At 63.3% G+C, this 23,943-nt stretch carries 20 protein-coding genes; 2 read left to right on the top strand and 18 right to left on the bottom strand.

Annotation, left to right across the window (positions count from 1 at the left end; translation table 11 throughout):
- Positions 1-91: 91 nt before the first annotated feature.
- The 12 genes from J7U39_RS18180 to J7U39_RS18125 all read right to left on the bottom strand — a co-directional run bounded on the left by J7U39_RS18180 (position 92) and on the right by J7U39_RS18125 (position 9,701).
- Positions 92-1,237, bottom strand: coding sequence for a hemolysin family protein (locus J7U39_RS18180; protein ID WP_210629451.1), 1,146 nt, complete (start codon positions 1,235-1,237; stop codon positions 92-94).
- The gene (ybeY, locus tag J7U39_RS18175; protein WP_210629450.1) at positions 1,234-1,749 is read right to left on the bottom strand and encodes an rRNA maturation RNase YbeY; all 516 of its coding nucleotides are present in this window, start codon (positions 1,747-1,749) and stop codon (positions 1,234-1,236) included. The genes J7U39_RS18180 and ybeY overlap by 4 nt, the downstream gene beginning before the upstream one ends.
- A complete protein-coding gene (locus tag J7U39_RS18170) occupies positions 1,749-2,801 on the bottom strand; it encodes a PhoH family protein (protein WP_064707756.1) in 1,053 nt (350 codons plus the stop codon). Before J7U39_RS18170 ends, ybeY begins: the two co-directional genes overlap by 1 nt.
- Before the next feature lie 18 nt (positions 2,802-2,819).
- A complete protein-coding gene (miaB, locus tag J7U39_RS18165) occupies positions 2,820-4,229 on the bottom strand; it encodes a tRNA (N6-isopentenyl adenosine(37)-C2)-methylthiotransferase MiaB (protein ID WP_210629449.1) in 1,410 nt (469 codons plus the stop codon).
- Positions 4,230-4,278: 49 nt separating this feature from the next.
- Entirely contained in the window at positions 4,279-5,076 is a 798-nt protein-coding gene (locus tag J7U39_RS18160) for a lysophospholipid acyltransferase family protein (protein ID WP_210629448.1), read from the bottom strand.
- A gap of 27 nt (positions 5,077-5,103) precedes the next feature.
- Positions 5,104-5,532, bottom strand: a complete 429-nt coding sequence (locus tag J7U39_RS18155; protein ID WP_085776722.1) for a Fur family transcriptional regulator — start codon at positions 5,530-5,532, stop codon at positions 5,104-5,106.
- An 81-nt stretch (positions 5,533-5,613) separates the two neighbouring features.
- Positions 5,614-6,108 carry an N-acetyltransferase gene (locus tag J7U39_RS18150; RefSeq protein ID WP_210629447.1) on the bottom strand — a complete coding sequence of 165 codons (495 nt, stop codon included), beginning with the start codon at positions 6,106-6,108 and terminating at the stop codon, positions 5,614-5,616.
- 2 nt (positions 6,109-6,110) lie between these two features.
- Positions 6,111-6,773 (bottom strand): tRNA (adenosine(37)-N6)-threonylcarbamoyltransferase complex dimerization subunit type 1 TsaB, encoded by a 663-nt coding sequence (gene tsaB / locus J7U39_RS18145; protein WP_210629446.1) that lies wholly within the window; start codon positions 6,771-6,773, stop codon positions 6,111-6,113.
- 89 nt (positions 6,774-6,862) lie between these two features.
- The gene (locus J7U39_RS18140; RefSeq protein ID WP_210629445.1) at positions 6,863-7,429 is read right to left on the bottom strand and encodes a NifU family protein; all 567 of its coding nucleotides are present in this window, start codon (positions 7,427-7,429) and stop codon (positions 6,863-6,865) included.
- A gap of 109 nt (positions 7,430-7,538) precedes the next feature.
- Positions 7,539-8,030 (bottom strand): universal stress protein, encoded by a 492-nt coding sequence (locus J7U39_RS18135; RefSeq protein ID WP_011423764.1) that lies wholly within the window; start codon positions 8,028-8,030, stop codon positions 7,539-7,541.
- A gap of 111 nt (positions 8,031-8,141) precedes the next feature.
- Entirely contained in the window at positions 8,142-9,206 is a 1,065-nt protein-coding gene (gene trpS / locus J7U39_RS18130) for a tryptophan--tRNA ligase (protein WP_210629444.1), read from the bottom strand.
- 87 nt (positions 9,207-9,293) lie between these two features.
- Positions 9,294-9,701 (bottom strand): VOC family protein, encoded by a 408-nt coding sequence (locus J7U39_RS18125; protein ID WP_210629443.1) that lies wholly within the window; start codon positions 9,699-9,701, stop codon positions 9,294-9,296.
- A gap of 185 nt (positions 9,702-9,886) precedes the next feature.
- On the opposite strand from J7U39_RS18125, the gene J7U39_RS18120 reads away from it, so the two are divergent.
- Positions 9,887-10,315, top strand: coding sequence for a D-Ala-D-Ala carboxypeptidase family metallohydrolase (locus J7U39_RS18120; RefSeq protein WP_210629442.1), 429 nt, complete (start codon positions 9,887-9,889; stop codon positions 10,313-10,315).
- A 116-nt stretch (positions 10,316-10,431) separates the two neighbouring features.
- On the opposite strand, the gene murJ is transcribed toward J7U39_RS18120, so the two are convergent.
- From murJ to mutS, 4 genes are all read right to left on the bottom strand, one after another.
- Positions 10,432-12,012, bottom strand: coding sequence for a murein biosynthesis integral membrane protein MurJ (murJ, locus tag J7U39_RS18115; protein ID WP_210629441.1), 1,581 nt, complete (start codon positions 12,010-12,012; stop codon positions 10,432-10,434).
- 10 nt (positions 12,013-12,022) lie between these two features.
- On the bottom strand, positions 12,023-14,926 hold the full coding sequence (locus tag J7U39_RS18110; protein WP_210629440.1) for a [protein-PII] uridylyltransferase: 2,904 nt from the start codon (positions 14,924-14,926) through the stop codon (positions 12,023-12,025).
- A 130-nt stretch (positions 14,927-15,056) separates the two neighbouring features.
- A complete protein-coding gene (locus J7U39_RS18105; RefSeq protein ID WP_210629439.1) occupies positions 15,057-15,332 on the bottom strand; it encodes a hypothetical protein in 276 nt (91 codons plus the stop codon).
- Between the two features lie 11 nt (positions 15,333-15,343).
- Positions 15,344-18,070 carry a DNA mismatch repair protein MutS gene (gene mutS, locus J7U39_RS18100; protein ID WP_210629438.1) on the bottom strand — a complete coding sequence of 909 codons (2,727 nt, stop codon included), beginning with the start codon at positions 18,068-18,070 and terminating at the stop codon, positions 15,344-15,346.
- A 113-nt stretch (positions 18,071-18,183) separates the two neighbouring features.
- Here mutS and J7U39_RS18095 point away from each other — a divergent pair, with 113 nt between their 5' ends.
- Entirely contained in the window at positions 18,184-20,466 is a 2,283-nt protein-coding gene (locus J7U39_RS18095; RefSeq protein WP_210629437.1) for an NADP-dependent malic enzyme, read from the top strand.
- A 201-nt stretch (positions 20,467-20,667) separates the two neighbouring features.
- On the opposite strand, the gene J7U39_RS18090 is transcribed toward J7U39_RS18095, so the two are convergent.
- Entirely contained in the window at positions 20,668-21,543 is an 876-nt protein-coding gene (locus J7U39_RS18090) for a GNAT family N-acetyltransferase (protein ID WP_210629436.1), read from the bottom strand.
- Between the two features lie 110 nt (positions 21,544-21,653).
- On the bottom strand, positions 21,654-23,936 hold the full coding sequence (locus J7U39_RS18085) for an ATP-binding protein (protein ID WP_210629435.1): 2,283 nt from the start codon (positions 23,934-23,936) through the stop codon (positions 21,654-21,656).
- Between the last annotated feature and the right edge of the window lie 7 nt (positions 23,937-23,943).

Genomic DNA, 23,943 nt, shown 5'->3' with positions numbered 1-23,943 from the left:
GAATCAACCCATTCGCAGTCTTTCAAAAAAGCGGCTCTTTGTCCTGTTTCCGCGTCGGCCCGAAAGGCGATTCCGACTCTCGTACCGATGCCTAGTTGGTGGTCGATTCGGCCGGCCGGTCGTCGCCGGTCTCGGATCCCGGCGTGATGTCGCCAGCCTCTTTGGCGCGGCGGCGGATCGCGTGGCGCTTGCGGGTGATGCGCAGCCGCTTGATGCGGCGCGGATCGGCGTCGAGAATATGGAATTCGAAGTTCGGCAGAGCCTGGACCACTTCGCCGCGAACGGGGATGCGGCCGAGCGCGGAGAAGATCAGCCCGCCCAGCGTGTCGACTTCGTCGACCTGTTCGCTGATGTCGAAATCCGGTCCGATCGCTTCGGCGATCTCTTCCAGTTCGACACGGGCGTCGGCGACGAAAACGTCTTCGGCAACGCGCTTAAACATCACCTCTTCGTCGTCATGTTCGTCGTCGATGTCGCCGACCACCATTTCGACGATGTCCTCATGGGAGGCGAGCCCGTCGGTGCCGCCATACTCGTCGATGACGAGCGCCATTTGCGTACGGTTCACCTGCATCCGGCGCAGCAGGTCGGAGGCCAGCATCGACGGCGGCACGAACAGGATCTTGCGGATGATGCCGGCCTCGGCCAGCGTCTTCTGCAGGTCGACCCGGGCAAGATCGAAATTCGGCTTGGTCGAGCGCGGCGGCTTCTGGATGTTCTCCGGCGCGACGTCGATCGCCGGCGCTGCAGCGGCCGGCTTTGCCGGGCCGCGGCGCTTGTTGCGCGCCTGCTTGGCGACATAGGAGAGCAGGTCGCGGATATGCACCATGCCGCGCGGGTCGTCGAGCGTATCGGCATAAACAGGCATGCGCGAGCGGCCGGATTCCTCGAAAAGGATCATCAGTTCGCCGATGGTGATATTTTGGTCCACCGCCTCGATATCGGCGCGCGGCACCATCACGTCGGCGACGCGCACCTCGCGAAAGCGCAGGATATTGTGCAGCATCGCCCGTTCGTCGGGCGAAAAAGCGTCGTCGCCGGCCGCATCGGTCATCAGCGCGTCGGCAAGATCCTCGCGCAGTCGCGAGCCCTGCTGCGGGCGGAGAATGCGGGCGGCGCGCGACCAGAAGGATTGGGATCGGCCGGATGGCCGACTACTACTGCCTACCTCATCCGAAGAAGATGATGATTCGGAGTCCTTGGCGTCTGTCGCCGGCTTCGTCGTAAAGTCGCTCATGGTTCCATTTTAAGGTCTTGACCCTCGTAGGGATCAGATAGGCCGAGCTGCGCCAAAATGCGAGTCTCCAGCCCCTCCATAATTTCGGCTTCGGCATTATTCATATGGTCGTAGCCGAGAAGATGCAAGAAACCGTGCACCAGAAGATGGGTCAGGTGGTCGTCGAAGCTCTTGTCGAGTTCCTGGGCTTCCCGCTCCACCGTCTCCCGGGCGATGATGATGTCGCCGAGCATCGGCCCGGGCATCTTGCCGCGCTCAACCGGAAAGGCCGGGAAGGAGAGGACATTGGTCGGCTTGTCCTTGCCGCGCCATTCGGCATTGATGTCCTGGATCGAGGCATCGTCGGTAAAGACCAGCGAAACTTCCGGCGGCATCTTCGGAAAGGGCTGCTTCTCATTGTCGCTGAGATAGACCGCGGCGGCCCCGAGCACGCGCTCGCAAAAAACCAGCAGCGTTTCCTCGCCGGGCCAGCCGATGTCCTCGATGCTGATCTGGATATCGAGTTCGGCCATCAGTCCTGCCGACCGACGTCTTCGGCTTCGACAAGATAGGTGGCGTCATAGGCTCTGACGATGCGGCCGACCAGCGGATGGCGCACGACGTCGGTGTCCTTGAAGCGCACGATCGAGATGCCCTCGACGCCGTTCAGCAGCTCCAGGGCCTCGACGAGGCCGGATTTGACGCCCCGCGGCAGGTCGATCTGGCTCGGGTCGCCGGTGACGATCATGCGGGCATTTTCGCCGAGACGCGTCAGGAACATCTTCATCTGCATCGATGTCGTATTCTGCGCTTCGTCGAGGATGATGGCGGCGTTGGCGAGCGTGCGGCCGCGCATGAAGGCGAGCGGGGCGATTTCAATGACGCCGGCGGTGATCGCCCGATCGACCTTGTCGGCCGGGATCATGTCGTAGAGCGCATCATAGAGCGGGCGAAGATAGGGATCGACCTTTTCCTTCATGTCGCCTGGCAGGAAGCCGAGGCGCTCCCCGGCCTCGACGGCCGGGCGCGACAGGATGATCTTTTCGACCGCGCCGCGCTCGAGCATCTGGGCGGCATGGGCAACGGCGAGATATGTCTTGCCGGTGCCGGCCGGGCCGACGCCGAAGACGAGTTCGGCGCGCTCCAGCGCCCTGATATAGGCGTCCTGCGTCGGCGTGCGGGCGATGATCGTCTTCTTGCGCGTCGAAATCTGCGCCATTGTCAGCTTGGCCTTGCGCTCCATGGTGGGAAGGCTGAGCTGATCGTCGGCGGCGACCGCCATGCGGATTGCGCCCTCGACGTCGGATCGTTCCACGCTGCCGCCTTTCTGAAGCTTTTCATAGAGATAATCGAGCGTGCGCCGTGCCTGATTGGTGGTCACGACATCGCCCGATATGACGACGGAATTGCCGCGCGCCCGCGCATCGATGTTCAGCCGCTCCTCGAGCAGCTTGAGGTTCTGGTCGAACTGGCCGAAGAGTTCGCTGGCGAACCGATTGTTCTCGAACGTCAGGACGAAGTGATTGGTGTCGCTCGGCGTGCGGGGGTGGCGCGGTGAAGAAGAAACCAATTCTTGTCCGTTCAAGCGGTCGGGCTCCTTGGGTTAGACCGCAGCCTCTGCGCGTTCGGCAAACAGGCTGTTCGTTCCGGTTCCGGTGATTCGCACTTTGATAATGTCACCGATTTGCGATGCTTTTGCATCAACATTCACGGATTGAAGCCAGGGAGAACGTCCGATCAGCTGGCCCGGCATGCGGCCGGGTTTTTCGAGCAGCAGATCGATCTCCTTGCCGATGCAGGATTCGGCAAACTCCTGCTGCTGCTTCAAAAGAAGCGCTTGCAGGCGTTCCAGCCGTTCTGCCTTGATCTCTTCCGGCACCTGGTCCTTCAGTTCCGCGCCGGGTGTGCCCGGCCGAGTCGAGTATTTGAACGAGAAGGCCTGCGCATAGCGCACCTCCTCCACAAGTCTGAGTGTATCCGCAAAATCCTTGTCTGTCTCCCCCGGAAAACCGGTGATGAAATCGCCCGACAGCGCGATGTCCGGGCGCACGGCGCGGATGCGCTCGATCAGACTGAGATATTCGGCCGCCGTATGACGCCGGTTCATCGCCTTCAGGACACGGTCGGAGCCCGATTGCACCGGCAGGTGCAGGTAGGGCATCAGCGCCCTGAGGTCGCGATGCGCCTCGATCAGCCGGTCGTCCATGTCGCGCGGATGGCTTGTGGTGTAACGCAGCCGCGCCAGGCCGGGGATCTCGGCAAGGCGGTAGAGGAGGTCGCCGAGGCTCCACGCCTCGCCGCGCGGTCCGGCGCCATGCCAGGCGTTGACGTTCTGGCCGAGCAGGGTGATTTCGCGCACTCCGGCTTCGACGAGCTTTTCAGCCTCCTCGACGATCTGCGAAACCGGCCGCGACACTTCCGAGCCGCGCGTATAGGGCACGACGCAGAAGGTGCAGAACTTGTCGCAACCCTCCTGCACCGTCAGGAACGCGGTGACGCCGCGGGCGCGGATCTTGCGGCTCTCGGCGAGCGGCAGGTGCTCGAACTTGTCCTCGATCGCATATTCCGTATCGACGACGCGCTGGCCCTCTTTGGCCCGGCGCAGCGCCTCCGGCAGGCGGTGATAGGTCTGCGGCCCGATGACGACATCGACGGCGGGGGCGCGGCGCAGAATCTCTTCGCCTTCGGCCTGGGCGACGCAGCCGGCAACGCCGATCATCATCTCCCGGCCGTCGGCGGCCTTTTTCTTTTTCATCTCGCGCAGCCGCCCGAGCGCCGAATAGACCTTCTCCGCCGCCTTCTCTCTTATATGACAGGTGTTGAGCAGAACGAGATCCGCCTGTTCCATGTCTTCGGTCGGTTCGTAGCCGTCGCGGGCAAGCGCATCGCTCATGCGCGTGGAATCATAGACGTTCATCTGGCAGCCATAGGTCTTGATGAAGACCTTGCGGCTGTTGCTGCCGTCGCGGAGAGAAACCTCCGGGGCCTGAAGAAGGGCGTTATCCTGTGTCATGGCGCGCTATTTAGTGGTTTTTGCCGCCCGAGAAAAGAGACCTCTCGGCTTAGCCGATATCGCGACCGCGCAGGCTTGTGATGAGAAGGCTGCGGATGCGCGAGGCGATCGTCGCGCTTACCTCCTTGCGATTGCTGTCGGCGCGGTATTCCACCGCCTCGCCGAAGGAAATTTCCGCGTCGATGGCGCCGCATCTGAGAATGTCGATCAGATGCGGCAGGAGCTCGATATCCCCCGGCCAGGCGGCAAGCGGCCGGTGGTAGCGTCCCATCGGAAGGCCGTGCACTCTGGTATAAGCAACGGCCACCGGCTGCACCACGACGGTTCCCGTCGGCGAATAAGGCACCGCCATCGCGGCAGCGCCGAACAGCGACGACTTGACCTCCAGCAACCGGTTGCCGTCCGAGGTCGTGCCCTCGGGGAAGAGCACGACAATCTCGCCGTCGGCCATGCGCCCGGCGATTTCATTTGCCTGATGGCCGGTCTTGCGCCTCTCCTCGCGCACGACGAACACGCTCTTCTGCAGCTTGGCGAGGGTGCCGAAGATCGGCCAATCGGCGACTTCGATCTTGGCGATGAAGGCGACGTCGGCGACGGCCGACATCACCATGATGTCGAGCCAGGACGAATGGTTGGAGCAGAGCATCAGCGGTCGGCGGTCTTCCAGCCTGCCTGTCACCCGGACGCGGAGGCCGAGACAATAACAGATGATACGGTGCCAGACGCGCGGAAGACTACGGCGCAGCCGCCAATCGAAACGCAGGGCCAAGACCTGCAGCGGCATGAGCACGATGCTGACGGCAAGGATGACGACCGCAGCGAAGGCAATGCGCAGCCAGGCAATCAAATGCGGCACTCCCGGGCTGCCATCGCTTCAGAGATCTTCCTTCTTCAACGGAATGCCGTAGAGCTCCAGGCGGTGGTCGACCAGCTGGAAGCCGTGCTCGCGGGCGATGCGCTCCTGCAGCGCCTCGATCTCAGGCGAACGGAATTCGATGACCGTGCCGGTCTTCAGGTCGATCAGGTGGTCATGATGCTCTTCCGGCACCGTTTCGTAGCGCGAGCGCCCGTCGCGGAAGTCGTGGCGGGCGATGATGCCGGCATCCTCGAACAATTTGACGGTGCGATAGACCGTGGAGATCGAGATCTTCGCATCGACCTTCACGGAACGGCGGTAAAGCTCTTCGACGTCAGGATGGTCTTCCGACTCTTCGAGGATGCGCGCGATCACGCGGCGCTGCTCGGTCATGCGCATGCCACGTTCGGCGCAAAGCTCCTCGAGGGTCTTGGCTACGTCGGTCATGGCCCGCCTTCAAAAATAATCGCGTTTTCACAATGCCTGCACGGCGTTTGCGCCGGTCCGCATGTCATGCTCTGCAGGGAACTATCGAAGAACGCGCTTCATGACAAGCGCCGTGGAACGGGCGCCGTTTTCCTGCTTGTAGTAGCCCTGGCGCTCGCCGACCTTTTCAAAGCCGAGCTTGCGGTATAGGCCGAGCGCCGCCGTATTGCCGCTGTCGACCTCGAGAAACATGCTCTCGCCGCCACGCGCCCGCGCCTCGCGCATCGCCGCCTGCATCAGCCGCCAGCCCAGCCCGGCACGGGCGACCTTCGCCTGCACGGCAATCGTCAGGATCTCGGCCTCGCCGGCGACTTGGCGGGCAAGGATAAAGCCGGGAAGCGGCTTTTTCAGGATGGCATTGGTCTGGCGCGCGACGAAGCCGAAAACAGTCTCCTGCGACAGCAGGCTGTGGAATTCGCCGTCGCCCCAGGGCCGGGCGAAACGCTCGCCATGCAGGACGGCGACGTCGCGGCAATCCTCGCGCTCCATGGCGATGATTTCAAATTCCGGCTTCAGCGTCAGATAGGCTTCCAGCATGGTCACACTCGTCGCGCAATCGCATATCCGGCCTGCGGCTTGGCATCCGGTCCGCGCAGATAAAGGGGCTTGGGCTTTCCGGCATCGGCAGGGGCGGCAGCCCCCAGACGCGCGACAATCGAAATCGGAAAGACGTTGGGGTGATCGCCACCGGCGCTGGCCTTCAGGAGCGGCGTTGCCGAACCGGTGATTTCACCGTCGAAGCCGGCCGCTAAAGCCTGGGCCTCGGCGACGCTTGCCGCCCGCGGCTGATCGAGCGGGGAACCATCGGCTGCGAAGGACTGGAGATAGATTTCGTCCCGCTTGGCGTCCATCGCCGCCAGCACGGCGCGGCCGGGCGTCTTCTCACGCTGGGCGGCGGCCATCACCTCGAGCGTGGTGACGCCGACGACGGGCACATTGAGGGAAAGCGCAAAACCGCGGGCTGCGGCAACGCCGACGCGGATACCGGTAAAGGAGCCGGGGCCGATCGTGACGGCAACGCGGTTGATCTGAGAAAGTGTCACTCCCGCCTGATCCAGCACGCGATCGACGATACCGATCAGATGTTCAGCATGCCCCTTGCCGATCATGTCCGATGCCTCCCCCAGCACCGTATTCCTGCCGCTGTCATAAATGGCGGCAGCGCAATCCACACCTGCCGTGTCGAGCGCCAGAACGATCATGCCATCAATTTCCGAATAAACTGTTTGTCGCCTAACCATAAACCGTCCGGCCGAACCTGAGATGAACGGCCGGAGCGAATTCGAAATTCTTAAGCGGCAATCACTTCCTGCACTTCGGGAACGAAATGGCGCAGCAGGTTCTGGACGCCGTGCTTCAGCGTCGCCGTCGAAGACGGGCAGCCGGAGCAGGAGCCTTTCATGTTCAGATAGACCTTGCCGTCCTTGAAGCCGCGGAAGGTGATGTCGCCGCCGTCCTGGGCGACGGCCGGGCGCACGCGGGTCTCCAGAAGCTCCTTGATGGTCAGCACGATCGATTCATCGGCTTCATCAAAGAACTCGTCGCCGGCATCGGCATCCTCGGAAAGGATGGAAGCATCCCCCATGACTGGCTTGCCGGACATGAAATGCTCCATGATCGAGCCAAGGATAGCCGGCTTAAGATGCTGCCATTCGGCGTTGTCCTTGGAGACGGAAATGAAATCATAGCCGAAATAGACACCGGTCACACCGGGAATATCGAACAGTCGGGCGGCGAGCGGCGAGGCTTCAGCCTCTTCGGCGCTGCGGAATTCGGCGGTGCCGTTTTCCATGACGACCTTGCCTGGCAGGAACTTCTGTGTGGCGGGGTTCGGCGTGGCTTCGGTCTGAATGAACATCTGGCTCTCCATGTGACAGGCTCGAGACCTCGGCCGTCTTTAGAATTCTTCAAAAGAAGATAAGCCCATTGCCTGATCTAATCAAGAGACTTGCACTCAAGAAATAGGCTCAGCAGAGGGCGTCGATTTCCTCGTTGGTCAGCGTATCCGGCAGGACGGTAACGGGGATCGGAAACGCCGCCGCGCGTCCGGCGACCGACGAAACAAGCGGTCCCGGACCTTCTTTTGCCGAGCCGGCGGCAAGAACGAGGATCGCCACATCGCGGTCTTCCTCGATCACGGCGTTGATCTGCTCGGCGGCACTGCCTTCACGGATGACGACCTCAGGCTCGATGCCGATCGTCTCGCGCACGATCTGGGCGATCTTGGCAACGGTTGCCTCGGCTTCCTCGCGCGCCTCGGCCCGCATGATCTCCTCGACGCCGAGCCATTGCTGGAAATCGCCGTTGGGGATCACATAGAGCAGCACCAGGCCGCCATTGGAATTCTTCGCGCGCCGGCCGGCATAATGAACGGCGCGCTGGCATTCGGGTGTCCCGTCGATCACCGCCATGAATTTGCGGCGGTGGCCTTCGAGCCGTGAGAGTCGCTTCGATACCATGGGGCGGACTCTGACACCCGAAGCGGAAAAATTGCAAGCGCAGTTTTCTGGCGCCTCTCGCTCTGACGGAGATCCTCTTCTCCCCCAAGAAGGCAGAAGAAGAGATCTGCCTCAGTAGAGGAAGCCGATGACGTCGCGTACTTGGCTCATCGTTACTTCGGCGCGGGCTCTCGCCCGTTCGCCGCCCTTGCGCAGGATCGCGTCGATATGGCTGGTATCGTCCATCAGCCGGCGCATCTCGCCGGTGATCGGCGCCAGCACATGGATGGCGAGATCGACCAGTGCCGGCTTGAAGACGGAGAACTGCTGGCCGCCAAAGTCGGCCAGTACCTCCGCCTTCGATTTGTCGGCGAGCGCGGCATAGATCGCCACCAGATTGTCGGCTTCCGGACGGCCCTGCAACCCGTCAACCTCGCTCGGCAAACCGTCCGGATCGGTCTTGGCCTTGCGGATCTTCTTCGAGATCGCGTCCTCGTCGTCCATCAGATTGATGCGCGAAAGGTCGGAGGGATCGGATTTCGACATTTTTTTGGTGCCGTCGCGCAGCGACATGACGCGCGGCGCCGGTCCGCCGATCAGCGGTTCGACCATCGGGAAATAGGCATGCACCGGCTCGTCGCCGACGGTGATGTCGATGCCGTAGCCGCTCTTGCGAATATGCTCGGCATAATCGAGGTTGAACTTCATCGCGATGTCGCGGGCAAGCTCCAGATGCTGCTTCTGGTCCTCGCCAACCGGCACATGAGTGGCGCGATAGACGAGAATGTCGGCGGCCATCAAGCTCGGATAGGCGTAAAGGCCGAGCGAGGCCTGCTCGCGGTCCTTGCCAGCCTTGTCCTTGAACTGCGTCATGCGGTTCATCCAGCCGATGCGGGCGACACAGTTGAAGATCCAGGCGAGTTCCGCGTGCTGCGGCACAGCCGACTGGTTGAAAACGATATGTTTTTCCGGATCGATGCCGGCGGCGATGAAGGCGGCGGCGATCGAGCGCGTCTGGCTCGGCATGTCCTCGTGCACCAGCTGGGCGGTGAGCGCATGCATGTCGACGACGCAGTAGATGCAGTCGTTGCCTTCCTGCAGCGCCACGAACCGGCGGATCGCACCGAGATAATTGCCGAGATGCAGATTGCCGGTCGGCTGTACGCCGGAGAATACGAGTTTCTTGAATTCGCTCATGTCGTCCTCAATAGGCTGGTGGAGGGCCCCAAGGCTTCTCGCCTATGTTGCTAACGCCGCGGCTTATGCACGGGCGGCCGATCGCAATCAAGAGGTTCGGGCTGCGGCATGCTGGATCAGGTCGAAGGTGTTGCCGTAAGGATCCGCAAAGACCGCGACCGTACCGTAAACCTCATGTCTGGGCTGCTCGAGAAAACGCACGCCGGCGCCGAGCATGGCGGCATGATCGCGAGCGAAATCGTCGGTCTTCAGGAAGAAGCCGACGCGGCCACCCGTCTGGTTGCCGATCGCCGCGCGCTGCGCCTCGTTGGCCGCCTGCGCCAGCAGAAAGGCGGCGCCATCCCCGCCTTTCGGCTTCACCACCACCCAGCGTTTGCCCTCCGGCTCGGGCTCGTCCTGAAGGCAATCGAAACCGAGGGTGCCGCAATAAAAGCCCTTGGCGCGGTCGTAATCGTCGACGACGAGCGTGACGAGAAAAAGAGACTGAAGCGTCATGTGATCTCCCATGTTTGGATGTTTATTCCACCTAGGACGCGAATGAAGCTCACTTTTAAGCCGAATTGATCAGCGCCATTAGTTAAAATTGAGTATAAAATTTCACAGAAAAGCTTTTATTGAACTGAGAATCCTCGGCCGCGCTGGCCAGTCCAACGATCGCCAGCTAACCGCCCGGAGGGACCATGCAGAACGTCAGTTTGCTCGCCATGGCAGGCCTTTTCGCCCTACAATCCGCAACCGGCGCCGTCGGTCAAGACAGCAAGAGACCGGCCATTCATCTTCCCACGCATGAGGCGCGTCTCGCCTATGCGGTCCAGACCGTCAGCGTGCGCGCCGGCTGTTTTCCAGAGCGTCTGCGAGCGATCCTCTCGCATATCGCCGCAAAGACCGGACGCCGCCCGATCGTCACCTCCGGCCTCCGGCCGCATCCCCGCCGTCATGGCTCCCTGCATGGAAAATGCCTGGCGGCCGATATCCGGGTGCCCGGCCTCTCGGAACGAACAATCATTGCTGCCGCCAGGACAGCTCCAGGCATCGGCGGCATCGGCAGCTATTGCAACGGCATCATTCATGTCGATGTCGGCCCGCAACGACGATGGGTCGATTGTTAAAGCAATTTGAGAAACGTGCGGCTCGGCCTTGTGCAAGAGCTGTCCGGTTCGGACCCGCCCAAAGCCGTCGGTGGCGGCAGCCGGGTGAGGGGCAGGTTTCGCCAATTTCCCTCGTTTCACGCGTCCTTCGCCGGCACCGGCTTGCGGTTGAGGTTGCGCCTTATCATGCCAAGATCCGCCCCGCCGATCAGGAAGGCGGCGGCGAAATAGATGAGCATGGCGATTGCGATCAGCAGCCCCAGCGTACCGACCTTGCTCAGAAGCGGCGCGCCGGAGGCGAGCCATGGCGCCCAATAGTGCTTGAGGAAGACGATTGCCGCGCCCATGACGGCCGAGGCGACGATCAGCAGGGCGGCGCGTTTTGCCAACGCCCATTCCCATGTCAGATGGCCGCGGCGCAGAAGCGTGGTGAACAGCAGCAGCGTGCTGATCCAGCCGGCTGTGGCTTCGGCGACGGCGATGCCGGGCGCGCCCATAAAGGGAAAAAGGGTCAGCGCCGTCGCGCAGTTGGTTCCCACCGCGATGGCCGAGAAGCGCATCGGCGTCTTGGTGTCCTCGCGGGCATAAAAGCCCGGCTGCAGCGCCTTGATCAGCACGAAGGCGGGCAGGCCGATGCCGTAGATCGCCAGGATCGAGCCGACCACCGCGGTGTTCTCCTGATGGAAGGCGCCGCGCTCGTAGAGCACGCGGATGATCTCGTCGGAGAGGATCCAGAGCGCGAAAGCGGCGGGGATGGTCAGGAACAGCACGAATTCGATCGAGCGGTTCTGCAGGTTTGCCGCTTCGCGTAGCGCCCCGCCCTTCAGTGCCCGGGCGAGCTCCGGCAGCAGCACGACGCCGACAGCGACGCCGACGACGCCGAGCGGCAGCTGATAGATGCGGTCGGCATATTGCAAGGCGGCAATCGCGCCGTCGCGGGAGGAGGCGATCGCCTGGCCGATCAGCTGGTTGATCTGGGTAATGCCGCCGGTGACGGCGGCCGGCACGGCGAGGATCAGCAGCCGCTTGACATTCGCAGTCATTTTCGGGAAGCGCAGGCTGATGCTCATGCCGGCCGCCAGCACGCCGACATAGACGACGGCGAGCTGCAGCACCCCGGCGGCAAGCACGCCCCAGGAGAGATACCAGGCCGTCGCGAGCGGATCGGCGCCGGTATAGAGCGAATAAAACAGCGCCCCGATCATCACCACGTTGAGGAAGACGGGGGCGATGGCGGCGGCGAAGAAATGATGCAGCGAATTCAGCATGCCGCTCATCATCGCCGTCAGCGACATGCACATCAGATAGGGAAACATCACCGCCGCCATGCGGATCGTGATCGAGAATTTCTCGGCATCGTCGGCAAAACCCGGCGCGATGATGAAGCGCACCAAGAGCGGCATGGCAAGCTCCATCACAATGGTGATGAGGAGCAGCACCGAAAACAAGACGCCGAAGACTTCTTCCGAAAAGCGCTTGGCGCCGTCCGTGCCGTTCGCCTCGATTTCCTTGGCAAAGAGCGGCACGAAGGCGGCATTGAAGGCGCCTTCGGCAAACAACCGCCGGAAGAGGTTCGGAAAACGGAAAGCAGCGTAGAAGACGTCGGCCATCGGTCCGGTGCCGAGCGCCGCCGCCATCAGCGTTTCACGGGCGAACCCGAAGATCCGGCTGCCGAGAGTGGCGCCGCCGACGGTCGCGAATTTCTTGACGAGGCTCATGCTTTGGGGCTCATGCGGGGGAATCGGCTTTCTTTTCGGCGGCGGGCGATGTTCGGGTGGCGGCGGGCGCGATGATGCCGGAGGGCATGCGCTCGCGCAGCTCGTCCTGCTCCTCTGCCATCACGGCCTTCATGCGGGCGGTGATATTGGCGCGCTTGCTGTCGCCCGATATTTTCTGACCCACAAGATCGGTGACGTAGAAGGTGTCGATCACCTTCTCGCCGAAGGTGGTGATGCGCGCCGACTGGATGTCGAGCGACAGATCGGAGAGCACGGCGGTGATCTCCGACAGCAGGCCCGGCCGGTCGAGGCATTCGACCTCGATGACCGTGAACTTGTTCGACAGGCTGTTGGTGATGTTGACCGAGGGCGGAATATCGAAAGCCTTGCTTTTCTTGCGGTTGCGCGTGCGCGTGGCGATGACCTCGGGCAGGCGCTTGCGGCCGGCCAGTACATCCTCGATCATCCGCCCGATCGTGCCGGCGCGGCGAAGCTCGTCGGCGTCGTCGGAAAATTCACGGCTGACATGGATCGTATCGAGCGCCCGTCCATCCGAGGTCGTGAAGATCTGTGCGTCGACGATGTTGGCGCCGGCCGCAGCACAGGCGCCGGCAATGACGGCGAGCAGTCTGGGATGGTCGGGCGACAGCACTGTGATTTCAGTGATGGCGTGGAAACTGTCGGTGCGCACCATGGTGGCGAGCGCCTGGCCCGCCTTGTCAGCCTGGCGGATGAAGTCGGCGTGGCGGAGCTGGTCTTCCAACGGCACGGACAGCAGGTAGGGCTGGTAATGCAGCTTCGTATAGGTGTTGCGGTCCTTCTGGCTCCAGGCGGAAAGGGCGCCGCGCAGCGCCTCGGCGGCGGCATTGGCCCGCTCCTTGCGGGAGACCTCCGAAAAGCCGCCGGCCAGCAGCAACTCGGTTTCGTAATAGAGCGTGCGCAGCAACTGGCCCTTCCAGCCGTTCCAGACGCCGGGCCCGACGGCGCGAATATCGCAGATCGTCAGGATCAGAAGCATCTTCAGCCGGTCGAGTGACTGTACGCGGTCGGCAAAGTCGATAATGGTCTTGCGATCGGTGAGGTCGCGGGTCTGCGCCACCATCGACATCGTCAGATGTTCCTCGATCAGCCAGACGACGAGTTCCGTCTGCTTCTGCGACAGTCCGAAGCGGGCGCAGAGCTTGCGGGCGACGCGGGCGCCGGCGATCGAGTGATCCTCCTGGCGGCCCTTGGCGATGTCGTGGAGCAGAACGGCGACGTAGAGCGCCTCGCGATCCTCGATGTTCGAGATCAGCTTGTTGGCAAGCGGATGCAGATCCTCGGCGCGTCCCTTGTCGATCTCGGAGAGAACGTCGACGGTGCGGATCAGATGCTCGTCGACGGTGTAGTGGTGATACATGTTGAACTGCATCATCGCGACGATCTTGCCGAAATCGGGGATGAAGCGGCCGAGCACGCCGGCCTCGTTCATCCGGCGCAAAATCAGCGCCGGGTCGCGCTTCGACGTCAGGATCGACATGAAGAGGCGGTTCGCTTCGTCGTTTTCCCGTAAGCTGTTGTCGATCAGCGCGAGCGAACGGGTGACGCGTTTCAGCGCATCCGGATGGAATTCCAGCCCGTTGATGTCGGCGACGTGAAAGAGCCGGAGGATGCTGACCGGATCGCGCTTGAAGACATCGGCGTCGGCGAGAGCGATGCGGCCGCGGTCTTCGACGAATTCGACGCTGCCGGCGATTTTGCGGGTGCGATGGGTAAAGCGGCTGATGACGCCGGTGAGGCCCGGGATCGACTTCGCCTGCTGGTCTTCGAGCGCGGCGCACAGGATGCGTGTGAGATCGCCGACGTCCTTGGCCACGAGGAAATAGTGCTTCATGAAACGCTCGACCGCCGAAAGGCCCGGGCGGGTGTGATACCCGAAGGCTTCGGCGATCTCGCGCTGGATGTCGAAGGACAGGCGCTCCTCGGCCTTGCCTGTCAGGAAGTGCATATGGCAGCGCACCGCCCAGAGAAAATCGTCGGCTTTCTCAAGCAGGCGATATTCGTGTTTTGACAAGACGCCGAGCTTGATCAGCTCCGCCTGGTCGCGCACGTGGTAGTAATATTTCGAGATCCAGAACAGCGTGTGCAGGTCTCGAAGCCCGCCCTTGCCTTCCTTGACGTTCGGCTCGACGAGGTAACGCGTGTCGCCCGCCTTGCGGTGGCGCTCGTCGCGCTCGGCCAGTTTGGCGGCGATGAATTCGGGGCCGGTTCCGGTGACGATCTCCTTGTCGAAACGGGCCTCGAGCTCGGTTTCCAGCCGCTGCAGGCCGCAGATATAGCGCATCTCGAGGATCGCGGTACGGATCGTCATGTCGGATTTGGAAAGCGCGATGCATTCTTCCACCGTGCGGGTGGCGTGGCCGACTTTGAAGCCCATGTCCCAGAGCACGTAGAGCATGAATTCGACCGCCTTGTGCGTCTCCTCCGAAGGCCGCGGCGGGAAGAGGAAGAGCAGGTCGATATCGGAGCCCGGTGCCAGCGTGTCGCGGCCGTAGCCGCCGACGGCGGTGACGGCGAACTTGTCCTTCTGCAGCGGAAAAATACGGGCAGTGGCGAAATTGTAGAGGACGGTGATGATCTGGTCCTGCAGCCAGGATATCCGAAAGGCGCAATTAAGACCGCTGCCGTCGGCGGCAAGGGCTGCGCGCGCCTTCTGCCGGCCGTCCGCGCTCGCCTTTTTCAGCGCCGCGAGAAGATCGGCGCGCATGATGTCGGGCCGGTTCCGATTGGCTTCGGCAACGGCGTCGCACTGCGTCTGCAAGAGCTCGGTGTCGAGGATCTCCGAGAAATCGAGGTTGCGCGTCGCGCTCACAGGGGTGGTTTCCTGTCCATGCCGGGCTGCCTGATCGGGGCTCGCCTCACGTTTCGTCTGCATGCGCTATAACCTCTTTGCCCGGCGATTGACACGGGCCTTCATATTGCAAGAACCTTTAAATTTGGCGAAATGGTGTTGCCATGCTGCGATGCGGGACGCTTTGCCGCAAGCGGCGGCCTTTCCCTAAAGCCTAGTCTGCGATCTGCGCATGCAGCGAATACAGCACCTGCCGGGTCTCGCGCTGGATCTCCTCGAGCGTCGCCCTGTCGCACTCGCGGTAGCCCGCCTTAGCGATCGACGTTCCAAGTTCAGAGATCATAGCGCAGGAGCGGGTGATTTTCAGCAGGCCGATCGGCGATGTCCAGCCGCGCGCGTTGCGGTCTTTGTCGGCGCGCCGCATCGTGTCGAGCATGGAGCAGATGAGCGAGAGGCGCTCGGTTTCGCGGACCAGCTTCGCCATGAACATCGGCTGCGCTCCTATTTCAGCTTTTTCTTGAGATCGTAAAGCGCATCAAGCGCCTCGCGCGGCGTCATGTCGTCGAGGCTCATCGCCTTCAGCGTCTCCTCGACCTTGGAGGGGCCGCGGGCAGTGTCCTCGCGGCGCACCGCCACCTGGAAGAGCGGCAGGTCGTCGATCAGCTGGCTCGCCGGGTTCTTGCGGTCGGCATCTTCGAGGCGGGTGAGCACGTCGCGGGCCCGCGACACGACCGAGGCCGGTAGTCCGGCAAGCCTAGCGACCTGGATGCCGTAGGAGCGGTCGGCGGCACCCGGCCCGACCTCGTGCAGGAAGATCACGTCGCCGTCCCATTCCTTGACACGCATCGTCGCGTTCGATAGCCGGCCAAGCTTTTCCGACAGCACGGTCAACTCATGGAAATGCGTGGCGAAGAGGCCGCGGCAGCGATTGGCCTCATGCAGGTGCTCGACGGCGGCCCAGGCGATCGACAGCCCGTCGAAAGTGGCGGTGCCACGGCCGATCTCGTCGAGGATCACGAGCGAGCGGTCGCTCGCCTGGTTGAGGATAGCAGCCGTTTCCACCATCTCGACCATGAAGGTCGAGCGCCCGCGCGCCAGATCGTCGGAGGCGCCGACGCGGGAGAACAGCCGGTCGACGATGCCGATATGGGCCGATGTCGCCGGCACGAAGGAACCCATCTGCGCCAGGATCGCAATCAACGCGTTCTGACGCAGGAACGTCGATTTACCGCCCATATTCGGGCCGGTGAGCAGCCAAATCGCCCCGTCCTTGTCGCCCGTTTTCGGCGACAGATCGCAATTGTTGGCGACGAAGGGGCCGCCCGCCTGGCGGCGCAGCGCCTGTTCGACGACCGGATGGCGCCCGCCCTCGATCGCAAACATCTTCGAGCCGTCGACCTGCGGCCGGCAATAGGCCTGCTCTTCGGTGAGCAGCGCCAGGCCTGCGGCGACGTCGATCACCGCAAGCGCCCGCGCGCCCGCCTTGATCGCTTCGGCCTGCGCCACGACGGCCGCCGTCATCCTGTCGAAGGCTTCGAGTTCGATCGCGAGCGCCCGGTCGGCTGCGTTGGCGATGCGGCTTTCGAGATCGGCAAGTTCGGTCGTGGTGAATCGCATGGCGCTTGCCATCGTCTGGCGATGGATGAAGCGGGCCTTCGCTTCGGCCGTGTCCGTCATCGGAGCTGCGTTGCCGGCGGTCACCTCGATGAAATAGCCGAGGATATTGTTGTGCTTGATCTTCAGCGACCGGATGCCGGTTTCTTCGGCATATTGCAATTGCAGCCCGGCGATGACGCGGCGCGACTGATCGCGCAGCGCCCGGACCTCGTCAAGCTCGGCGCTGGCGCCGTCGCGCAGGAAACCGCCATCGCGTTTCAACAGCGGCAATTCATCGGCGAGCGTCTCGGCAAGCAGGGTTTCGAGGCCCGCCGGAAGGGCTTGCAGCCCGGAGAGCGCTTGATCAAGCTCTTCCGGCAGCATCGCGCTTGCAAGCAGATCGGCAAGTCCGCCGGCCGCTTGCAGGCCCTGGCGAATTGCCCACAGATCGCGCGGTCCGCCGCGGTCGAGCGCCAGGCGGGAGAGCGCGCGCGGCATGTCGGGCACATGTTTCAGCGTGTCGCGGAGCTTGCCGCAGAGCGCGGGCTCTTCGATCAGGAAGCCGATCGAATCGAGCCGCGCATTGATGCGGGCGGGGTCGGTGAGCGGCGACATCAGCCGTTCGGCGAGAAGTCGCGCGCCGCCGCCGGTGACGGTGCGATCGATCGCCTTCAGCAGCGAACCATTGCGATCTCCGGAGAGCGTTCGGGCAAGCTCCAGGTTGGCGCGGGTGGCCGGGTCGATGAAGAGCGTCGACGCGGCACTTTCCCGCTCCGGCCTGCCAAGCGGCGGCCGTTCGGCGATCTGCGTCTTCTCGACATAGGCGACGGCGGCTGCGGCCGCCGCCAGCTCGGCGCGCGAGAAGCTGCCGAAGCCGTCGAGGGTCGAGACGCCGAAATAGCGCGCGATCCGGCCTTCGGCGCTGGCGCTGTCGAAGAGCACGGAAGGCTGTGGAACCGCCGTGCGGCCAAGCACGTCGAAGACCGGCTTGAGCTCGGCATCGTGGAAGATCGTGTCGGGCAGGATCAATTCGCGCGGATCGATGCGCAGGATGTCGGCCAGCAGCCGCGCGCTTTCCGTCTCGGCAAGCCGGAAGACGCCTGTGGAAATATCGATCCAGGCGAGCGCCAGCTGCGGTTCGCCGCCGCCGCGGATGCGGGCAAGCGCCATCAGATAGTTCGATTCCGAAGGCGAGAGCAGCTTCTCCTCGGTGATCGTGCCGGGCGTGACGAGACGGATCACGTCGCGTTTGACGACCGATTTGGCGCCGCGTTTCTTGGCCTCGGCCGGATCCTCGATCTGTTCGCAGACGGCGACGCGGAAGCCGAGCGAAATCAGCTTCTGCAGATAGTCGTCGGCCGCATGCACCGGCACGCCGCACATCGGGATATCCTGACCCATGTGCTGGCCGCGCTTCGTCAGCGTGATGCCGAGCGCGCGGGAGGCTTCCAGCGCATCCTCGAAGAACAGTTCGTAGAAATCGCCCATGCGATAGAACAGCAGCGAACCCGGATTGTTCGCCTTGATCTCGATATATTGCTCCATCATCGGCGTCGCCGAGGCGCGGCTTTCCGCCGTGGCGAGCTCGGCAGCCGAAAAGGCTTCATTCCCAATGTCTATACGTGCGTTCACGGAGGTGCAGTTTTTCCCAAAAAAACAGGTGCCAACCCTATCCGCGCGCCGCTATAGATGACAACTGCATTTGAGGAAGAGCGAAGCGTCGCCCACAGGACGTTGGAGGATTTATGCCCGATATCGACAAGAAGGACCGACCGGTGACCTCGGTGACCGATCAGGAGGCGCTTGATTTTCACGCCATGGGCCGCCCCGGCAAGCTGGAGATCAACCCGACCAAGCCCATGGCAACGCAACGCGATCTCTCGCTCGCCTATTCCCCGGGCGTCGCCGTCCCGGTCAAGGCGATCGCCGCCGATCCGCAGACCGCCTATGACTATACCGCACGCGGCAATATGGTCGCCGTCATATCGAACGGGACGGCGATCCTCGGCCTCGGCAACCTCGGCGCGCTTGCCTCCAAGCCGGTCATGGAAGGCAAGTCTGTGCTGTTCAAACGCTTCGCCGATGTCGATTCCATCGACCTCGAGATCGATACGGAAAATGTCGACGAGTTCATCAACTGCGTGCGCTTCCTCGGCCCCTCCTTCGGCGGCATCAATCTCGAGGATATCAAGGCGCCGGATTGCTTCGTCATCGAGAGCCGGCTGCGCGAGCTGATGGACATTCCCGTCTTCCACGACGACCAGCATGGCACCGCGATCATCGCCGCCGCCGGCCTGATCAACGCGCTCGAACTGACCGGCCGCGACCTGAAGACGACGAAGCTCGTCTGCAACGGCGCCGGCGCTGCGGCGATCGCCTGCGTCGAGCTCATCAAGGCGATGGGTTTTGCACCCGAAAACGTCATCCTTTGCGATACCAAGGGCGTCATCTATCAGGGCCGCACCGAGGGCATGAACCAGTGGAAATCGGCGCATGCGGCAACGACTGACGCGCGCACGCTGAAAGAGGCGATGAACGGCGCCGACGTCATTTTCGGTCTGTCGCAGAAAGGCGCCTTCTCGGCCGAGATGATCCGCTCGATGGCCGATCGGCCGATCATCTTCGCCATGGCCAATCCCGATCCCGAGATCACCCCGGAGGAGGTCGCCCGCATCCGCGACGACGCCATCATGGCGACGGGGCGTTCCGATTATCCGAACCAGGTCAACAACGTCCTCGGTTTTCCCTATATCTTCCGCGGCGCCCTCGATGTGCGCGCCTCCACCATCAACGACGCGATGAAGATCGCCGCCGTCAAGGCGCTGGCAAACCTTGCCCGTGAGGACGTGCCCGATGATGTCGTCGCCGCCTACCAGGGCAACCGCCCACGTTTCGGGCCGCAATACATCATTCCCGTTCCCTTCGATCCGCGCCTGATCTCGGCAATCCCGGTGGCGGTCGCTGAGGCCGCGATCGAAAGCGGCGTCGCCCGCAAGGTGATCACCGACATGGCCGGCTACGCCCGCGAGCTCTCGGCGCGCCGCGATCCGATCGCCTCGACGCTTGCCAGCCTCTACGAACGTGTCCGCCGCCGCCCGAAGCGGATCGTCTTTGCCGAGGCCGAAGAAGAACAGGTCCTGCGCGCCGCCATGTCCTACGCCAACCAGCAGCTCGGCACCGCCATCCTGCTCGGCCGCGAGGACCTGATCCGGGCGACGGCGGAGCGCGCCGGCATCGATCTCAACCGGCCGGGCCTTGAGATCGTCAACGCCCGTATCTCGACCCGCGTCGAGGCCTATATCGATTATCTCTATGCCCGGCTGCAGCGGCGCGGTTATCTCCATCGCGATGCTCAGCGCCTGATCCACAATGACCGCAACCACTTCGCCGCCACCATGGTGGCGCTCGGCGACGCCGACGGCATGGTGACGGGCATCACCCGCAACTATTCCACCGCGCTCGAGGATATACGCCGCTGCATCGACGAGAAGCCCGGCCACCGTGTCATCGGCGTGTCGCTGGCGCTCTGCCGCGGCCGCACCGTCTTCGTCGCCGATACGGCCGTGCATGATATGCCGACGTCCGAAGAGCTTGCCGATATCGCCGAAGAGGCCGCCGGTCTCGCACGGCGCATGGGTTATCAGCCGCGCGTCGCCTTGCTTGCCTATTCCACCTTCGGCCATCCCTCCGGCGAACGGTCCGAGCGGGTGCGCGAAGCGGTGAAGATCCTTGACCGGCGGCGCGTCGATTTCGAATATGACGGCGAGATGGCGGCCGATGTGGCGCTGAACCGCAAGGTGATGGAGCAATATCCGTTCTGCCGGCTCTCCGGCCCCGCCAATGTCCTCGTCATGCCGGCCTTCCACTCGGCCTCGATCTCGACGAAGATGCTGCAGGAACTCGGTGGCTCCACCGTGATCGGCCCGATCCTCGTCGGCCTCGACAAGCCGGTGCAGATCACCTCGATGGGCGCCAAGGACAGCGACATCGTCAACATGGCGGCGATTGCCGCCTATGGCGGATCATAAGGCCATCTGCTCGCACAGCGAGCTATTCAGTGACCGGGGAGTTCGGCGAATCGGCCCCTCAACCGCCTGCCGGCACCGTGCCGCGACCTCTCAGTTCCTCGCAGGTCTATCATAGGGTACGTCCACTCTCCCCGTCATTACGGGGAGAGGGTTAGAGTGGGGCAGCCATTGAGCCTACCAGACGTCAGTGCGACGAAGCGATCAGCTTGCGAAGCGGCCGGCGTCGGCGCCGTAGTAGTTCAGGTAGCGGTCGGAAATGCTGGAGATCGGCAGCACGATCAGCACGTCGGTCGTGTTGAAGGCATGGTCGATGACCGCGCTGGAGCCGACCATCGCGCCGAGACGCAGATAGCCCTTGATCAGCGGCGGCAGGGCCATCAGCGCCCGTTTCGGGTTGACGGCCTCGGCCGGCATCAGGTCCATGGTGCGGGCGAGATGCGGCAGTGCGCCGATGGCCCACTCGTCCTTCGCCAGCACATTGTGGTAGAGGAAGGACAGCGCCAGCGCGTGGCTTTCGAGATAGACGCCGGGAAACGAGGCGCAGCCGAACATCGCGCTCATGCCGTGCTTCAGCGCATAAGCCCAGTTGCCCTGCCAGAGAAGCTCGACCGTGCGTTTGGTGCGGTATTCCGGCAGCACACAGGAGCGTCCGAGTTCCATGAAACGCTTGTCCGGATGCTTGACGAGGAGGCTCTCGATTTCGAATTCGGAAGCCGAATAGAAACCGCCATTGGCGATGGCGACGTCCTGGCGCAGCAGCCGATAGGTGCCGACGATCTGGTCTTCCGGATCACCCTCGAGCGAGCGGTCGAGAACGAGAAGATGGTCGCAGAAAGCGTCATAGGCATCGAAATCGCGTTCGCGACGCATGGCTTCCGGCGGCAGCTGCGCCTTCATCTCGTCGACGAAGACGCGGTAGCGCACGGCCTGGGCCGCATCGATCTCACGTGCCGTGCGGGCAAGGCGGGTTTCGAGATTGCCGATCCGGCCGAGGATGTCGCCGTCTTTCTGCGCAGCCGCCGACGGCCGTGCAGCCTCCGCGGTAACGTCGTGATTCAGGATGTCGATGGAGGACATGGCGATTCTCCCGTTGCCGGCTTATCGACGCCATAAAACACTTCTGTACGACAGGAAAGTGACATATTGAATTTCCCGGCGCAAGCAGCGCGCGCAGTCAATCCAGTGACCTATCGCGCCTCTGCCCGGCGGGCGGAAAGAGCGGCGACCGCCTGAACTTCCGTCAGCAGCCGCACCGGGTCGACCGGCTTTACCATGACGCGGTTGGCGCCATTGAGCAAGACCTGGCGGCGCGACTCGTCGCTCTTGTCGGCGGTGAGCACGATCACCGGCACCGGGTCGAGATCGAGTCGCCTTTCGTGGCCGCGCAGGCGTCCCAGCATGTCGATGCCGTTGCCGCCGGGCATCGATAGATCGCTGATGATGATGTCGGGCCGAGCGTTCGCCTCGCCGAGGGCGCAATCGAGAAGCGTCTCGAAATCCTCGACATGGTGCACCTTGTGTCCGCCCTTTTCGAGCATGACGCGCACCAGCATAGCATTGATCGGATCGTCCTCTCCGAGCAGGATGCGCAGCCCGTGTGCGGCAACCACGGTCTCGGCCATCGGCAGGCCGAAACCCGGCTGGTTGTCGTTCAGCGCGTCGCGCTTCTCCATGCCGCGCATGCGCCCGCGCAGCACATCGATCAGCGACTGTTCGCGCAGCGGCCGGATGAGCCAGGCGTCGAACAGGTCGAGCGGATGGGCGCTGCGCTCTTCCGGATTGACGAGCAGGACTTTGCGCAGGCCGAGGGCAGCGATCTCGGCGCGATCGGCGAGATGCGCTGAAAATTCCGCCGACATACGATGATCGACGATGATATCGGTCGGCCGGCGGCCGCCGCTCGCCATTCCGAGCAGCCTCGCGCGCGCAGCCTCGCCGGTGTCGACCAGATGGCAGATCCCGCCGAGCGCGGTGATCGTTTCGGCAATGGCGGAGCGGGCGGCCCCCGCCGGCGCCAGCAGCACGACGCTGTTGCCGGCAAGCAGCGTGTTTCGCCGCTCGGATCGCTCGCTGTCGAGTTCGATGGGGAAGCGGATGGTGAACGTGCTGCCTTTGCCCTTTTCGCTGGTGACCGTCAGGGCGCCGTCGAATTCGCGCATGATGCGGGCTGAGATGGCAAGGCCGAGCCCAGTGCCGCCGCTCTTGTCGGCAACGTTTCCACCCTGTTCGAACTCGCCGAAGACGCGCGCCTGCTCCTCCGCCGTCATGCCCGGACCGGTGTCGGTGACGGTGATCAGGAGGTTGCGGGCATCGAGCGATACGCGGATGAAAACGCCCCCAGCCTGGGTGAATTTGACGGCATTGCCGATGACGTTGAACAGAACCTGGCGCAGCCGCGCCGCATCGAAGTTCATTTTCTCCGGAACGTCTGATGACACGGTAGCGCCGATCTCGATCCCCTTTTCATGCGCCCGGTGAGCGAGCATTTCGACGACGCTTTCCAGAAGCTTCCGCAGCGATTCCGAGCGCGGGTGAAGCTCGAATCGGCCGACCTCGATGGTGGAAAAATCGAGCAGATCCTCGACGAGCTGCGTCAAGGCGTGGCCTGACTGGCGGATGTTGGCCAGATAATTCTGCTGTTCCTGCGTCAGCCGCGTTTCCGCGAGCAGATGCGTCATGCCGAGAATGCCGGAAAGCGGCGTGCGCACTTCGTGGCTGACGGTTGCAAGCAGCCGCGATTTCGCGGCGCTGTTATACTCGGCTTTCTGGCGGGCCGACTCGCGGCTCTGCGCGATGAGCCGCTCCTCCGTGACATCACGGGCGACGCTCTGCAGCAGTAGGCGCCCGCTGCCCGGATCGCGGGTGACAACGTCGCGCCAGAGGAAAATGCGCTGGCCTTCCGGCGTCGATATCTCGACGTCGTAGCAGTGCGGGATCGGGCCGGGGCGGAAGGCAAGCCCGATCTCTTCGCAGGTCCGCCCTTCCGGACGCAGCCGGCCGGTCAGACGGCGAAACGTGTCGTTGGCCGAGATGATGCGCCGGTCCATGGCGCGGGTGAGGGTGATGTCGCCGAGCACGTCATGCACCTCGGCGAAGAGCTTCGCGCCATCATCGCCGTTCGGAGTGGATCGACCGGCCGGCTGCCGGCTTCTCTGCCGGCGAACCATCAGCACGGCATAACAGGCGATGACGGCAAGGCCGAGAGCAACAAGACCGCCCGAAAGGAGCAGCGGCTCGCCGGCATGAGCAAGCAGCGTCAGGATCATGGCGGCCAGAAAGCCGACGCCGCTCAGCCAGTAGAACAGCATGCGCCGCGTCGCTGCAGGCCCTGATAGGGAAGCGGCACCCGGGTGCGCTGTCGATACGCCGGGACGCGGAGAGGGTTCCTCCGTCCGCTCCTGAGGCGGCTTGACGGCGGTTCCGCCGAAGGCGGCGGACAATCTTTCCTGCAACTGTCCCAAACTCTGCATGGTATCT

This window comes from Rhizobium sp. NLR16a (genome assembly GCF_017948245.1).
Classification (GTDB): domain Bacteria; phylum Pseudomonadota; class Alphaproteobacteria; order Rhizobiales; family Rhizobiaceae; genus Rhizobium.
Note: the sequence above shows the minus strand (reverse complement) of the source record. Positions and strands in the feature narration are given on the sequence as shown.

Coding starts and splice junctions, on each gene's coding strand:
- J7U39_RS18090 (WP_210629436.1), bottom strand. CDS start 21,543: ATGTCCTCCATCGACATCCTGAATCACGACGTTACCGCGGAGGCTGCA.
- J7U39_RS18150 (WP_210629447.1), bottom strand. CDS start 6,108: ATGCTGGAAGCCTATCTGACGCTGAAGCCGGAATTTGAAATCATCGCC.
- J7U39_RS18180 (WP_210629451.1), bottom strand. CDS start 1,237: ATGAGCGACTTTACGACGAAGCCGGCGACAGACGCCAAGGACTCCGAA.
- J7U39_RS18155 (WP_085776722.1), bottom strand. CDS start 5,532: ATGACCGACGTAGCCAAGACCCTCGAGGAGCTTTGCGCCGAACGTGGC.
- J7U39_RS18110 (WP_210629440.1), bottom strand. CDS start 14,926: ATGCAGACGAAACGTGAGGCGAGCCCCGATCAGGCAGCCCGGCATGGA.
- murJ (WP_210629441.1), bottom strand. CDS start 12,012: ATGAGCCTCGTCAAGAAATTCGCGACCGTCGGCGGCGCCACTCTCGGC.
- J7U39_RS18085 (WP_210629435.1), bottom strand. CDS start 23,936: ATGCAGAGTTTGGGACAGTTGCAGGAAAGATTGTCCGCCGCCTTCGGC.
- tsaB (WP_210629446.1), bottom strand. CDS start 6,773: ATGATCGTTCTGGCGCTCGACACGGCAGGTGTGGATTGCGCTGCCGCC.
- J7U39_RS18105 (WP_210629439.1), bottom strand. CDS start 15,332: ATGTTCATGGCGAAGCTGGTCCGCGAAACCGAGCGCCTCTCGCTCATC.
- J7U39_RS18140 (WP_210629445.1), bottom strand. CDS start 7,429: ATGTTCATTCAGACCGAAGCCACGCCGAACCCCGCCACACAGAAGTTC.
- miaB (WP_210629449.1), bottom strand. CDS start 4,229: ATGACACAGGATAACGCCCTTCTTCAGGCCCCGGAGGTTTCTCTCCGC.
- J7U39_RS18125 (WP_210629443.1), bottom strand. CDS start 9,701: ATGACGCTTCAGTCTCTTTTTCTCGTCACGCTCGTCGTCGACGATTAC.
- ybeY (WP_210629450.1), bottom strand. CDS start 1,749: ATGGCCGAACTCGATATCCAGATCAGCATCGAGGACATCGGCTGGCCC.
- trpS (WP_210629444.1), bottom strand. CDS start 9,206: ATGAGCGAATTCAAGAAACTCGTATTCTCCGGCGTACAGCCGACCGGC.
- J7U39_RS18135 (WP_011423764.1), bottom strand. CDS start 8,030: ATGGTATCGAAGCGACTCTCACGGCTCGAAGGCCACCGCCGCAAATTC.
- J7U39_RS18120 (WP_210629442.1), top strand. CDS start 9,887: ATGCAGAACGTCAGTTTGCTCGCCATGGCAGGCCTTTTCGCCCTACAA.
- J7U39_RS18095 (WP_210629437.1), top strand. CDS start 18,184: ATGCCCGATATCGACAAGAAGGACCGACCGGTGACCTCGGTGACCGAT.